Source organism: Micromonospora sp. NPDC049081 (assembly GCF_040648835.1).
In the GTDB taxonomy this organism is placed as follows: domain Bacteria; phylum Actinomycetota; class Actinomycetes; order Mycobacteriales; family Micromonosporaceae; genus Micromonospora; species Micromonospora antibiotica.
On record NZ_JBEZEK010000012.1, the window covers coordinates 1 to 13,061 of the forward strand.

The following is a 13,061-nucleotide window of genomic DNA, read 5'->3' on the forward strand; positions in this document are numbered from 1 at the left end:
TCTCAGCCCAGTCTTCCAATGCGATCACCCCTCCAGCCTCGGAGGGGTCAGTCCCAATCCGCCGCTAGAGGGTCAGTCTCAGCGCGTCGTCGACAAGTGCGGTCGCGGCGTCCAACCACACACGCACCGCAAATACCAGGTGGTGGCCTCGCGGCTGCCTCGGCCGCTCGTCTGATAGGTGAGGCTGGCCTTGTGGGCGGTGATGATGTCGCCGTGCTGCGGGCAGCCGTGGGTGTAGATGGCGTCGGCCCAGCCGTCGGCATCTTCCGGTGCGCTCTGCCTGCACAGGTGGGCGTCGCAGTGCCAGACGGTGATGCGGGATCTCGTCACGCGGCTGCCCTCCGCTCCACCGCGAGCGGCAGCGGCAGCACCGCAGACAGCCCCTCCCGGTACGCGCTGTTCGCCGGCCACAACCGCACCTCACCCCGCGCCGACACATGCCGCACCGCCGACGCCAAATGCACATCACACACATAGCGGGTCATGCCATCGCCAGGCCACACCCCAGCCGACACCTCCCACGAGGCGGCAACGCCGGTAGCCAAACCGCAGTAGTCGCAATCCACAGGTGACCTCCTCAGCCGATCGCCATGTCGACGAACCGGGACAGGTGCAGTTGGGCGGCAACGGTGATCGTGTCCGTTGGCCCGTTGCGGTGCTTGGCGACGATCGCGTCGCCCTCCCCGGCGCGAGACGACTCGGGGTCGTAGTAGTCGTCGCGGTGCATCAGGATCACGATGTCCGCATCCTGTTCGAGGCTGCCGCTCTCACGAAGATCACTGAGCTGGGGGCGTTTGTCGGACCGTTGCTCGGGTCCACGGTTCAACTGGGACACCGCGATCACCGGGACCTCAAGCTCCTTGCCGAGCAGCTTCAAGCCACGCGACAGTTCCGCAACCTCCTGCTCGCGGCTGCGTCCCGACCCCTTCGGCGACGACATCAACTGGAGGTAGTCCACGGCCAGGATCTTCAGGTCGTGGCGCTGCTTCAGCCGTTGCGCCTTCGACCGGATCTGCATGAGGTTCATCGACGGGGTGTCATCCACCACCAGAGGCGCGTCGGCGATCTCGCCCATGCAGCGGGCCAGCTTCGTCCAGTCGTCGTCGGACAGGTTCCCGGAGCGCAGCAGGTGTAGGGGCACCCGGGACTCTGCGGACAGAATCCGCATGACCAACTCGACTTTGCTCATCTCCAGGGAGAACATCGCCGCAGTCATCTTTGCCCGAATAGCGGCATTGCGGATGATGTCGGTTGCGATGGTGGTGTTGTGGGTAGGAATCATCGCCTTCCCCGCCAGGTACAGGTGATCCGGGTTGTCAACAGCCACGCATCGCACCGGGACGCTGGGAACCGGCCGGACGTCAACGATGTACCGCAGGCTGGTGCGAGCGTCGCTGGTAGTCCGCAGCCGGGATCGATGGGTGGCCCGCTTCCGGGGAAGCCGGAACACGTCGTCGGTCGTGGTGAAGTTCAGGTTGTAGGCGGTGGACGAACTCTCCGTCCGTCCGCGAACCCTCTTGCGGCTGATCGTGCACCGGTAGCCGAGGCTGACGATCAGTTCGTAGACGCCATCGGCAAGCCGCTCCGAGGTGGTCGTGTACTGGACGTTGCCGCTCACGCCCACAGTTCCGTCAGTGTCCAGCAAACCAGCGAGCAGTTCCCGCCGCTGAGCCTCGGAAGCCCGAAGGTATGCCAACGGAATGTGCTTGTTGCCGAGGACTCCGCACTCCCGCAGCGCACCAACCAGCGAACCGAACCGCTGGTGGCAGTCAGTGCACCTACGCGCCGCCGACCTACTACGGCTGCTGCCGGTCTCCCTGCCGCATGTTGCGCAGCCGATTGCCGGGCGAGGCAGCCCCTTGGACCGACCGCCACATGAACGTCCGCAGGTGTACACGGCAGACGACTTCGGCTGAAAGGGCACCCCACAGACCAGGCACTCACGGACACTGAGCGGCGGAAGGGCCGGGGGAAGGATCGCGTAGACGATCGGACCACTGAGGCGAACGCGGAACCCGTCCGCCTCAACCCCCTGAATGATCGCCTGGTCGACGGTGGTGAACCGTGCAGCATCTGAATGGCCATCACCGAGCCAGACGCCAAGCGTGTAGGGGGGAATCGACAGATCCCGCTCAGGCAGCGTCAGCGCCGCAGCCACGTGGACCGCATGGTTGGCGCGCTGGTCTGCCGTGGGGGTGCGAAGCGTTTCAGCGATCTGCGCCGTGGTGACGACGCTCTCGCGGGGCAACGACACAGACCGGCGAGACGCGCGGGTGGAGGTAGACCACAGGTGCTCGGCGTCGGCAACGATGGTCGATCCGTCAGAGAACACCACCTCGTAGCAGGGGCGATCATGGCGGACCTCGAACGCGCCGGTGACTCGGGTCGGGTTGCCGTCGGCGTCGAGCAGCCAATCGCCCGCGTGAACCTCGCCCATGGTGGTCCACCCATCGGGGGTCGGTAGCGGGGTGTCCAGCGCAAGCGCCTTGCCCATTCCCGGGCGTCCCGCGATGATCACCAACTGGCCCGGACTCAACCCGTTCAACAGCCGGTCCAAATCCGTGAACCCCGTCGGCACCCCCGACATCTCACCCTTACGGTTCCCGATCGCCTCAATCTCATCCAACGTCGGCTGAAGCAGATCAGCGAGCATCGCGTACTCATCCGACGCGGACCGGGCCGTCACCTCATACACGGCCTGCTGCGCCAACGTCGCCAAATCCGCCGCCGACCGGCCCGTGCCCCGCGCCCCCGAATGACCCAACTGCACCAGCCGAGTACCGGCCTCAATCAGCCGCCGCTCCACCGCCCGGTCATACACCGACCGCGCATACCAAGCCGCCGACGCCGCCGTAGGCACCCGCTCCGTCAACGTGTGCAGATACGGGCCACCACCCACCTTCAACAGGTCGCCCGACTCCAGCAGCGCCGACCCCACCGACACCATGTCCACCGGGGCACCCGCCCCGTATAGGCGCACAAGCGTGTTGAAGATGGTGCCGTGCACCGGACGGTAGAAGTCTTCGCCCGTCAGGATCTCGCACACCTCAGCGCACGCATCCTTCGACAGCAGCATGCCGCCCAACACCGCCTGCTCGGCCGGCACATCCTGCGGCGGGGTCCGATCAAACTGACCGCCCACACCGTCCGGCTCCGGCTGCCGCTGCTGCGGCAACTCCACCACCTGGGCGCTCACTCCACCACCTCCGCATCGATCACGTCATCAGCCACCGACGGGCCAGCAGTCAACGCCCGCAACTCATCCATCGCCGACGGCAACTCCGGACGCGACCCGGCAACCTCACCCAGCAGCGCCTCCAACACGTCCCGCGTCGAAGCAGCACCACGCTTCATGCGCACCCGCCGGTTGATGTCGTCCTCAAACCGGGACGGCAACGCCCGCTCCGGCACCGGCGTCCGCTGCCGCCGCTCCGCCCGGATCTCCTTCACCCCGGCCCTGATATGGCCGGGCATGATCCGATCCGTGTGCACCTGGTAGTAGCGGCGCACCGCCAACACCGCATCATCCACATCCAGGTCAGACAGCAGATCCCACCAGCCCTTCAACACGTTCTCGTTCGCGGCTCCGAACCGGTACTCGTAGAGGGCGATGGCAGCCATGACCCGTCTCGTCTCGTCCAACGTCACCGCAGATCACCTCCCGTCGTCACTTCGATGTCCAGCCAGCCCCTGGCGTTACGGACGTTGGCGTTTTCCCTGGGCGGCACCTGCCGGTCGGCGTGGGCGACCGTGCCGCGTGGCTCGTAGCGGGCGGGAAGCGCGGCCGTCCGTCCCTGCTGTTCGCGCCGCAACCTCACCAGCGCCTTCTCCAGCGCCGGTTTCGACGGGAAGCCCGTGTCGAGCTGCGTCAACGCTTCGCGGATCTCTTCATCCCCGTAGTGGGGGGTGAACTGCTCGACCAGGGAGCGCACCGGGTGCATGGGGCCGTTCTGCCCGCCAGCAACGACCGGCGTGCCGGCCGCCTTGCGGAGGTCGGTCCACCAGCGGGCGAGACCGAAGGCACGGTTCCTTGCCTCGCCAGCGGGGTTTTTGGGGGCGGGTGGAGCGGCAGGGGAAGCGAACAGCGCTTCAGCGTCGGCGGGTACCGCCGGTGCCGCCGGAGGCGGAACGGGTTGTGGGTTGTGGTCAGCGGGTTGTGGGTTGGGGGTTGTGGTACGCGCCGTCTGGAATCGATTAGCCATTCCATCGATACGAGTTTGGCTATCGGAATGGCTATCGGAATGGCTATTTACCTGCGGAAACGCCCCACCGATGGGTGTCGGCGGGACCTCCTTCAACGACAGGTCCACGTCGGCCATCTCCGGCATCCAGGCCGGGCATTCCAGCCTCACCAGCTCGCGCCCCAACGCCCGCCGCAGACGGGGCGACTCGATGTCGGCCGCCGCATCCCGGATCGACGGCTGCCGCCGGGGGTTGCGGTAGCCGTTGTCGTGCCGCACGAACGAGCGCACCAGCAACTCTTCGGTGTCCTCGTCGACCACGACCATGCCGACCTGGTGAAGGTGCGCGATGTCGGCCAGCAGGTCGGCGGTGGTGGTGTCGGTGGACAGCTTCGCCCACCGGCGCACCGTCAACGGCAGGACACCGGCAGCCGAGACGTTCGGCTGGGTGACCAGCAGGAAGTACGCCTGCTGGCGCGGCCGACTCAAGGCGATGAAGTCGGGGTCACGCCAGATGGCGGTGAAGATCTGCGCGTAGTTGCGGGACATCAGGCTGGTTGCTCCAGTTCACGCCGATGGCTCGTTGGGGGATTGCGTGCGAGGGTGTTGAGCGTGGCCGCCCCGGCACCGGAGTGTGTGACCGTGCGGTTACATCGATTCCTGGCCATTTCTCACCGGGCTGCCGCCAGGTCCCGCAGGTTCACGGGCAGTCCTTCGGCGGCGCACTTCCGGCATTCGGCGACGCACAGCTCCACGAAGTGGGTGCGCCGGTAGCAGAGGTGGCAGAGCTTTTTGCCGTGGCTGGAGCAGCAGGTGCCGGTGGCGGCGGTGTTGGTGCAGCGTTCGCAGGGGTTGGCGGCAGCAGCGGCGTGGCGGGCCAGCATGTCCTGGTGGCTTTCCACGCCCGCGCATTCGTGGCCGTTGGAGCGGTCGAACACCTGCTGCGTGTTGCCGCGTCCCCGGCTGGTCCATCCGCAGTGCGTGCAGGTGACCTGCGCGCCGCTGGTGCCGGAGGTGAAGCCGAACAGTCTCTGCTTCACCGGGCCACCGCCTCGGGGCGGTCGAACACAACCGGCGGGCGGGACTCCGACGGGTGCGGGTCACCCAGCACCGCCAGCAGATCCGTGTTGTTCGTCTTCTCGGCGAACTCGCGCACGGCCTTGACTCGGTCGGCGAGTTCCTGCCGCTCGGCGACGGTCGCGTTGCGGAAACCGATCAGCCGCTCGATGGCCACCTTCTGTTCCTGGACCTTCGCCGAAAGCGCCGACTGGTTCCGCAGGGTCGCCTGGTGTGCGACTTCCTCCTGCTGTAGTTCAGCGAGGAGGTTGTCTCGCTCGATGGCGTCGTCGGCGGTTGCGTACCGGGTCACGATCAGCGGGCACGTCGCGTCCTCGGGTGCGTTCTCGTCGTCCTCGGCGGCGTGCTCGCACTCCCCGTCCATGCAGGGGCCAGCGCCTTCCTCGTAGCGGGCGGCCTTGGCGATGGCGAGCAGGGCCGGCACGTCGGTGCGGGCGTGGGCGATGAACTCGGCGTTCGGCTGCTCGACCGATCCGGATACCGGGTCGCCGATGAGGGTCGACCAGACGAGCCCGTCTGGGTGGGCGGTCCACGGTCCGGGATCGGCGGCGCTGGTGCGGGTTTCGATGGCGTCCAGGTCGATGTCAGTGGTCATGGTGCCTCCCTGCTGTCGGGATGGGCTCGAAGTTGGTGAAGCGGGCGGCAGCGTGCGTCGTCGCCATCACTCGGGTACAGTATGGCACATGCATGTTCCAACACAAGCGTTGCGACCGACGGGTGCCATCAAGGTGAGAGGCGAGGATCGCGACACACTCATCTGCGACACTTGGGGCGTGGACGACCCCGTACTGCGAGCCCGCGCCGCCCTGGACAGGGCTGAGGCGACCGTCAAGCGGCGTCGCGACGAACTGGCGGCTGAGGTCGCCGAAGCGGTCCGGCGCGGCGAGAAGCTGTCCCACGTCGGGGCGAAAGCGCGCTACACGCCCGAGCATGTGCGCCGGATCGCTCGCGCCCACGGAATCGAGGACACGACGGGGCGAGAGCCGCCACCGCCTCGCAGGACGCGCGCCAAGGCCGACGGCTAGCGCATCAGGTTCGCAGTCCCCGTCGCGTCGGGTTTTCGTGCCGCCCGTCACCGGGCACCCCCACGCCGCTTCACCGCACACTGGTTGTGCCAATTCCCTGCGCACGGGTACGGCTCCAACCGGTCAAACCCGTGCCTGCGGTTGCCGACCTTCCCTGCGGCCAACGCGGCGGCGATGCGGTCCCGGTAGCGGATCTTCCGGGGGGTAGGGCACACCCTCGGGGCGTTCACAACACCACCTGCCAGCCGGCCACCCCGTAGCCGTCCAACAGCAGCCCCGTCGAGCTGTCCCGCCACACCCGGTCAACAGGACTGAGGGGGATACGCCCATCCCACGTCTCCTCGCACACGGCCGTCACCCCGTCGGCACGGCGGCGCACCTGACCCACCACCGGGTCCGGCACCGGTCCGAGAGGGCACCGGGAGCAGCGGCGTGTCTCGTCCGCGTTCGGGTTGATGAGGTCGGTGGGGGTGCGCTGGCCGGGCCGGTGGCAGGCGAGCACCGTCCACGACGCGTCGGTGGAGACGACCAGGTGTTGGGCACCCCACCCGGTTGACGTCCACCCGCCCGGCGTCACGCCGCCACCGCCCGCAAGGTCTTACCGGAGCCCACCTCGTCGGCGATGATCTCGGCGAGCGTCGGCAGGCTGGTGCGCTGCCGGCGCGGTGGTGGAACCCGACCGCCTACAGCCGCGTGGAGGGCGGCAACCTGCTCGGCGGTTTCCCGGCGCACCGGCTTACCTGGGCGGGCGATCTGCAACCCGGCCGTGTTCTTGCCGAGTTCCCGGGCGATCCACGCTCTTGGCCAGCCCCGCCCCGCCAGGTCGTCGATGAGGGCGATGGTAGGTGCGGACGGCAGCATGTCCCGCCCGGACGGGTGCGCCGCGATGTGATCCCGCACCGCCTGCACGGTGAGCGCACGCACCGCCTGGTCCACGTCGCTGGTGACCCGGGTCCGCTGCTCGTTGCTGATCTCGTCGATGGTTTTCTTGTTGAGCCCGGTGAGGGCTTGGACGGCGGTGCGGGCACGGAACCCGATCCGCCCTTCCAGCAGCCGCAGGTGCCCGCGTGCGGGGCTGGCATCAACCATGTTGATGCGGGTTCCGGCGACGGCCACGCACGGCCCACACGTGCAGCCGGCGGCGTAGCCGAGGCGGGTGCCGTGCTGGCGGACACCTTTGCTGGCGTCGACTTGTACGGTGCGGGGCCGCTCCCACATCCAGCCGGGCACGCTTTCCAGCAGGGCCACCCGGTCGCGGGTGAGCTTGCGGCGGCGGTGCAGGTGCCGTTGCCGGGCCGCCCAGTCGCCGATGTTCGCCGTCCACCCGGACAGGTTTTCGGTGCCGTTCTCGGGGATGTCGCAGCCTCCGGTGCGGGCCGCATACTGGCGCAGGGCATCCACATGCAACGCGAATCGGGTGTCGGCGACCTGCCAGTCGAGGCTTCCGGGCGAGGCGCGGCCGGGGGTGACAAGCAGAATGTCGTCTCGCAGCGGCAGCGTGAGGCGGTCGACGGCGTTGCGGCGGCGTACGGCGGTGATGAACTGGCCGAGGGGCAGTCGCCCCCACATCCCGTCTGCCGGAACGTTGGCGTCGGCGTGTGCCTCCACCCATTCGGCGAGGGCGTCGACCATTCGCTGCTCCCGCTCGGGCACCCCGGCGTTCCACGTCCAGCCGGGAATCTGCTCGCACATGCTGGTGTGCCATTCGGGCAGGTCCCCGTCGCGGTGGGCGCGGCGCTGCTGGGCGCACCACCGGCCGACAGTCAGTGCATGTTTTTGGCTGCGGTGCGGCAGCAGCATGCCGGCGATGGCCGGGTTGTTGAGGTCGAGATGTTGCTGCCGGGCGGCAGCGGTGACGGCGGTGTGGTCGGAGATCCACCACGCGCCGTCGACTGTCCACGCCCAGCCCGGGATGGCTTCGAGGCGGGCGGCTTGGGTGGTGGACAGTAGGCCGGTGGCGTAGGCGCGGCGTTGGATGTGCACCCACCGGCCGAGGTTTTGCCCCCGCGCCCGAGCCGCCCAGGGAACCACGGTGTGCCCGTGGGTGGCAGCCCATGCGGTGAGCTGCGGGAGCATCACCGTCCACGACTCGTCTTCGGTGGTGTCGTCGGCGACGCGGGCGGCGAGGGTGGACAGGTCGACACCGGTGAGGTCGCAGCGCAGCAGCCGGGGCGTGTGACTGCCGCTGTAGGGGTGCCCGACGGCGGGGGTGTTCCAGGTGCGGAGCTGGTCGAGTTCGGCGGCCATACGCGGGTCGAGGGACCGTAGTGCCCGCAGCACCGCCCACACGGTGGCGAATTCGCTGTCGAGAAGTTCGTCATGGTCGGATGCCCCGACGGGGACCGTGACGGGCAGGATGATCAGCCCCCGGGTTTTGCCCGGCGAGGGGCGGAGGGCGCGGCCGACGGCTTGCACGATGTCGACATCGGAGGTGCGGGGTTCGGCGAAGATGACACCGTCGACTGCGGGCACGTTGACGCCTTCGGCAAGGCAGCGGGCGTTGGTAACCACCGCGACTGTGCCCGGGTCGGGGGTGGTGAGGGTGGTGAGGGCGGCACGCCGTGACGCGGTGGAGTCGACTCCGGCGACAGCGCAGGCGTGGACGGTTCGTCCGTCGGGCAGCGGCAGGCCGTGGATGGTGGCGGCGAACCGGTGTGCCCGTGCTACCCGAGAGTGGTAGCTGATCACCCGGGACAGGCCTTCCTGGGCTGCGGCTACCAACGCGGCTGCTGCGGCGGTGCCGCCTTCGAGACGTCCGCCGCCGGCCTGCCCGTCGATGACGAGCACCCGGTAGTCGACGAGCAGTCCGGCGGCGATGGCGTCAGCGAGGTTGATGGTGTCGGCGACAGGACCGAACAGGGCCTTGTCGGACATCGACACGTGGGTGTCGTCGGCGTGGCGGGTGCTGGTGTGTACGGGCGTTGCGGTGACGAACAGCCGCCGTCGGGCCGGCAGTTGATGTCCGTCGAGGGCGACCCGGAATCGGTCGTCGGGGTGGCCGGCGAGCCGGTGCGCCTCATCACATACGGCTAGGTCAAAGCGGACCCCGGCCCGTCGGGCGGCGTCGGCAACGACCTGCGCCGAGTGGTAGGTGGAGAACACCACTTTCGGCTGGCTGGCGGGGGCGCGGAGGAACGCGGCGACGTCGTAGTGGTCGGTGGTGACCTTGATGCCGTGGTTGGACCACCATCCACGGTCGATGCGCCACGGGTCGCCGGCTGTCTGGTCGGAGCAGACGACGAGTCCGGCGAACTGGTGGGGGCTGCCGGTTTGCCATTCGGTGAGGGCTTGGGCGGTGAGGGCCAGCGACGGCACCAGGACGAGGGTGAGGCGGGATTGGCTGTCGTCGTGGAGCCACCGGCCGAGGAGGGTTTTGCCGGTGCCGCACGCCCAGTACACCTGGGCGCGGTCGGTGCGCTGGTAGATGGCGGCGAGGTGCGACAGGGCACGGGTCTGGTGGGGTCGACGTTGCGGGTAGTGGTGCGACGCTTCGGTGGGGGTGGTGTCGTCGGCGAGGCGCATCACGACACCTCGGGCAGGTGCACGTCGAGAATCGTTCGCCCCCGGTAGGTAGGGCCGGAGGACGGTTCCGGCTCCGGGTCACGTTCGTGGAGCGGGGGTAGTTCGGCGGCACGCCGGTCGGCGTCCACACACTCGGCGTGGTCGACACACCAGTGGCGGCCCATCCACGTCACCCCGCCCGGCTGGTAGGCCATGGCGGCGAGGGCGGTGGTGAAGGCGCGGCGTTCCGACTCGTAGGTGCTGCCCCCGTACATGAGGGCCGCGAACCCGCTGTACTGCTCTTTGCCTCGGCCGGTTGGCCCGCAGTCGAGAACGGTCAGGTACCCGGTCCGTGCTTGCTGGGCGCGCTGCTCGGGGTGCAGGCGGGACTGGGCGATGATCTCGAAGGGCACCATCATGTCGAGGTAGTCGAGGGTGCGTTGCCGGTAGTTGGTGGTGTCGGGTGCGGCGGTACGACCGGCCATGGTGACCTCCGTCTATGGGTGGGGTGGAATGGGGTGGGCGCGGCCCGCCAACCGGCAGAACCGCGCCCCGCATCCGCAGGCCAGAAGTGGTGCAAGATCAGAACGGAGGTTCCTCGTCGAACCCGCCACCACCGCTGCGGGTCGGCCCCGACGTGGCCCACGGGTCGTTCTGCCCGCCACCCGACGCCTGACCGCCTCCGCCCCCGCCGGACCGCTGCATCTTCTGCACCTTCGCCGTCGCGTACTTGAGCGACGGGCCGATCTCGTCCACGTCCAGCTCGATGACAGTCCGCTTCTCACCCTCACGCGTCTCGTACGACCGCTGCTTGAGCCGGCCCGTCACGATCACCCGCGCGCCACGCTGCAACGACTCGGCGACATGCTCGGCTGCCTGCCGCCAGATGTTGCAAGCCAGGAACAGCGGCTCCCCGTCCTTCCACTCCCCGGATGCCTTGTCGAGCGCACGCGGGGTGGAGGCGATCCGGAACTTGGCGACCGCCGCACCGGACGGGGTGAACCTGAGTTCCGGATCATCCGTGAGCTGTCCAATAACCGTGATCGTGGTGTCGTTGACCATGTCAGGCCACCTTTCGCTGGTTGTGGTTGAGCACGCCCTGCGGCTGCTCGTCGGGGTTGTCGATGTCGTCCCACGCAGCAGGGGGAGCCCAGCCACGGGATGCCGCGAAACGTCGAGCACGCTGCCCGGTCGCATCGGATCGAGGCTGGTTGGACAGCCGGGCGTACAGGTCGCTCACCAGTCGGGCAGTGGCAACGGTGACTTGCTGGCGGGCCAGGATGGCAGTGGCGAAGTGCCGGTCGCGGCCGAGCATCTGTGACTGCCGGATCAGCGGATGGCCGATCGACACGAGTGCTTGGATCCGACGGTGGGTGCCAGTCGCGTCGACCGGTCGGCCGCCGTGCATCTCCGAGAGGGAGGGCTGTACGGCGAGCAGTGCGTCGGCGTTCTGCTTGCGCACGTGGGTGCGGGTTACCCCTCGGATGGGGTGGATGAGGCTGTTGACGGTGGCGTAGGCGACCCCTGAGAGTTCGGCGATGCGTTCGATGCCGTAGTGGTCGCGGAGGGATTGGACGTGCTCGCGGACGGGTTGCGCCTCAACGAGGGCCTGCCACTGCCCGTAGGCCCGTAGGCGGTACCGCCTGTTGTTGTAGGCGCGGTTGGCGGCGAGGCATCCCTCGCAGGGGCAGTGGTGGTATTTGTATCCGGTGAGGCTTGGCCCGCCGGGGGCGAGACAGTTGGTGGCGGCGATCATCGGCGGAATAGGGGAGGTCTGATTCATTGGCGTACTCCATCGGCCCCGAATGGCATGATTAGTTGACGTCCTCGCGATGTGCGCGATCCCGGCCTGTCGGCGTCCCCGCTGGGGACCGACTTCCGGCGGGTTACCGCTTCGCGGCGCTGCGCCGGAACGAGTCCCGGTCTTACCTGCGCTCCACGGTCGTTGAGGTCCGCCCGTCCGGCGGCCCTGATGTTCTTCGCGGCGTTAACATCCCTGTCGTGAGTGACGCCACAAGGGCAGGTCCATCTACGCACATGTAGTGCGCGCTTCCCGCCAACTAGGCCGCACTCTGAGCAGGTCCGGGTCGAAGGGAACCAGCGACCCACCTTGCTGAAGGTGCGGCCATACCGGGCAGCCTTGTACTCCAACATGGCCGTGAACTGCGCCCAACCGGCGTCGTGTACCGAGTAGGCGAGATGAGTACGTGCCAGGCCGGAAACTGCAAGATCTTCCACGTATACCGCTTGGCTCTCGCGGACGATCGTGGTCGACAGTTTGTGCAGCCAGTCCCGGCGCGTGTCCGCCACCCGGGCGTGTGCACGGGCGACCTTCTGGCGGGCCTTTGCGCGGTTGCTACTTCCTCTCTGCTTCCGGGCAAGGTCCCGCTGGAGCCGACGGATCTTACGCTCAGCCCTCCTGAGGAATTGGGGCGCAGCGAACTTGGTTCCATCAGACAGCACCGCGAAATCGGAGAGCCCGAGGTCTATTCCAACTTCCCGATCATTGCCTGGCAGTGGCTCCCGATCAACCAAAACGACGAAGGATGCAAAGTGTCGCCCCGCAGAGTCCCGGATCACCGTGACTGACGATGGCGTGCCGGGAAGCGGTCGCGACCACCTCACCTTCAGTTCGCCGACCTTCGGGAGGCGCAGTTTGCCATTGCAGAGCACCTTGAACCTAGTGTTCGAGGTGAAGCGGACCGACTGGCGCTTGTCCTTCCGGGAGCGGAAGCGTGGCAGCCCCATCCGGGGGCCACGGCGCTGCCCAGAAATCGATTGGAAGTAATTTCGGTAGGCGGCGTTCAGGTCGGCCAAGGCTTGCTGGAGCACTGCGGCCGGAGCCGCTGAAAGCCACGACCTGTCCGCCCCCTTTTTTGCTTCAGTGATGACCATTTTCGACAGATCGCCATCTGAGATGTATGGCAGACCTCTCTCGTGCGCGTCCTGGCGCAGGCGCAAGCCGTCGTTGAAAACGACGCGGGCGCACCCGAAGATCCGTGCGATCGACCGCTGTTGGGCCACGGTCGGGTAGATCCGGTACTTGAAGCGGAGCAACACAGTAGTCACTCTACCATCATTTGTATGCGCTGTACCATCTCCCGTATGGCAGAGAAACCCACAACGGTGCGCCTCGCGCCCGAGATCAACAGATCCATCCGAGACTTCGCGGCTGAGATGGGGATCAGCTTCAATGCGGCGCTCAGCGTGCTCGTGGCCGAAGCCCTCCAGGCCAGGGGAAAGCGGGCGGGCACCCGCCCGTCGGGGCAGTGATTTT

15 protein-coding genes are annotated in these 13,061 nt (G+C 67.9%); 2 read left to right on the plus strand and 13 right to left on the minus strand.

What is annotated here, in order from left to right:
• Positions 1 to 78 precede the first annotated feature (78 nt).
• The 7 genes from AB0B63_RS18410 to AB0B63_RS18440 form a co-directional block, all read right to left on the minus strand.
• Positions 79 to 330 carry a hypothetical protein gene (locus AB0B63_RS18410; protein ID WP_357019995.1) on the minus strand — a complete coding sequence of 84 codons (252 nt, stop codon included), beginning with the start codon at positions 328 to 330 and terminating at the stop codon, positions 79 to 81.
• Complete coding sequence (locus AB0B63_RS18415) at positions 327 to 566, minus strand: hypothetical protein (protein ID WP_357019998.1); 240 nt, start codon at positions 564 to 566, stop codon at positions 327 to 329. Before AB0B63_RS18415 ends, AB0B63_RS18410 begins: the two co-directional genes overlap by 4 nt.
• Positions 567 to 577: 11 nt before the next feature.
• On the minus strand, positions 578 to 3,196 hold the full coding sequence (dnaB, locus tag AB0B63_RS18420) for a replicative DNA helicase (protein ID WP_357020001.1): 2,619 nt from the start codon (positions 3,194 to 3,196) through the stop codon (positions 578 to 580).
• Positions 3,193 to 3,648, minus strand: coding sequence for a hypothetical protein (locus AB0B63_RS18425; RefSeq protein WP_357020004.1), 456 nt, complete (start codon positions 3,646 to 3,648; stop codon positions 3,193 to 3,195). Before AB0B63_RS18425 ends, dnaB begins: the two co-directional genes overlap by 4 nt.
• Positions 3,645 to 4,730, minus strand: coding sequence for a hypothetical protein (locus tag AB0B63_RS18430; RefSeq protein WP_357020007.1), 1,086 nt, complete (start codon positions 4,728 to 4,730; stop codon positions 3,645 to 3,647). The genes AB0B63_RS18425 and AB0B63_RS18430 overlap by 4 nt, the downstream gene beginning before the upstream one ends.
• Before the next feature lie 122 nt (positions 4,731 to 4,852).
• Positions 4,853 to 5,221: a hypothetical protein gene (locus tag AB0B63_RS18435; RefSeq protein ID WP_357020010.1), complete on the minus strand. Its 369-nt coding sequence runs from the start codon at positions 5,219 to 5,221 to the stop codon at positions 4,853 to 4,855.
• Complete coding sequence (locus AB0B63_RS18440) at positions 5,218 to 5,853, minus strand: hypothetical protein (protein ID WP_357020014.1); 636 nt, start codon at positions 5,851 to 5,853, stop codon at positions 5,218 to 5,220. Before AB0B63_RS18440 ends, AB0B63_RS18435 begins: the two co-directional genes overlap by 4 nt.
• A 178-nt stretch (positions 5,854 to 6,031) precedes the next feature.
• Between AB0B63_RS18440 and AB0B63_RS18445 the strand changes: the two genes are divergently transcribed.
• Positions 6,032 to 6,283, plus strand: a complete 252-nt coding sequence (locus AB0B63_RS18445) for a hypothetical protein (RefSeq protein ID WP_357020018.1) — start codon at positions 6,032 to 6,034, stop codon at positions 6,281 to 6,283.
• Positions 6,284 to 6,509: 226 nt separating this feature from the next.
• On the opposite strand, the gene AB0B63_RS18450 is transcribed toward AB0B63_RS18445, so the two are convergent.
• The 6 genes from AB0B63_RS18450 to AB0B63_RS18475 form a co-directional block, all read right to left on the minus strand.
• On the minus strand, positions 6,510 to 6,860 hold the full coding sequence (locus tag AB0B63_RS18450) for a hypothetical protein (protein WP_357020021.1): 351 nt from the start codon (positions 6,858 to 6,860) through the stop codon (positions 6,510 to 6,512).
• Positions 6,857 to 9,805 (minus strand): Helicase associated domain protein, encoded by a 2,949-nt coding sequence (locus AB0B63_RS18455; RefSeq protein ID WP_357020024.1) that lies wholly within the window; start codon positions 9,803 to 9,805, stop codon positions 6,857 to 6,859. The genes AB0B63_RS18450 and AB0B63_RS18455 overlap by 4 nt, the downstream gene beginning before the upstream one ends.
• On the minus strand, positions 9,805 to 10,269 hold the full coding sequence (locus AB0B63_RS18460; RefSeq protein ID WP_357020027.1) for a hypothetical protein: 465 nt from the start codon (positions 10,267 to 10,269) through the stop codon (positions 9,805 to 9,807). The genes AB0B63_RS18455 and AB0B63_RS18460 overlap by 1 nt, the downstream gene beginning before the upstream one ends.
• A gap of 97 nt (positions 10,270 to 10,366) precedes the next feature.
• Positions 10,367 to 10,846, minus strand: coding sequence for a single-stranded DNA-binding protein (locus tag AB0B63_RS18465; RefSeq protein ID WP_357020030.1), 480 nt, complete (start codon positions 10,844 to 10,846; stop codon positions 10,367 to 10,369).
• A 1-nt stretch (position 10,847) separates the two neighbouring features.
• Complete coding sequence (locus AB0B63_RS18470; protein ID WP_357020033.1) at positions 10,848 to 11,567, minus strand: hypothetical protein; 720 nt, start codon at positions 11,565 to 11,567, stop codon at positions 10,848 to 10,850.
• Positions 11,564 to 12,853, minus strand: coding sequence for an RNA-guided endonuclease TnpB family protein (locus tag AB0B63_RS18475; protein ID WP_357020036.1), 1,290 nt, complete (start codon positions 12,851 to 12,853; stop codon positions 11,564 to 11,566). Before AB0B63_RS18475 ends, AB0B63_RS18470 begins: the two co-directional genes overlap by 4 nt.
• A gap of 36 nt (positions 12,854 to 12,889) precedes the next feature.
• On the opposite strand from AB0B63_RS18475, the gene AB0B63_RS18480 reads away from it, so the two are divergent.
• Positions 12,890 to 13,057 (plus strand): hypothetical protein, encoded by a 168-nt coding sequence (locus AB0B63_RS18480; RefSeq protein ID WP_357020039.1) that lies wholly within the window; start codon positions 12,890 to 12,892, stop codon positions 13,055 to 13,057.
• Positions 13,058 to 13,061: the final 4 nt, after the last annotated feature.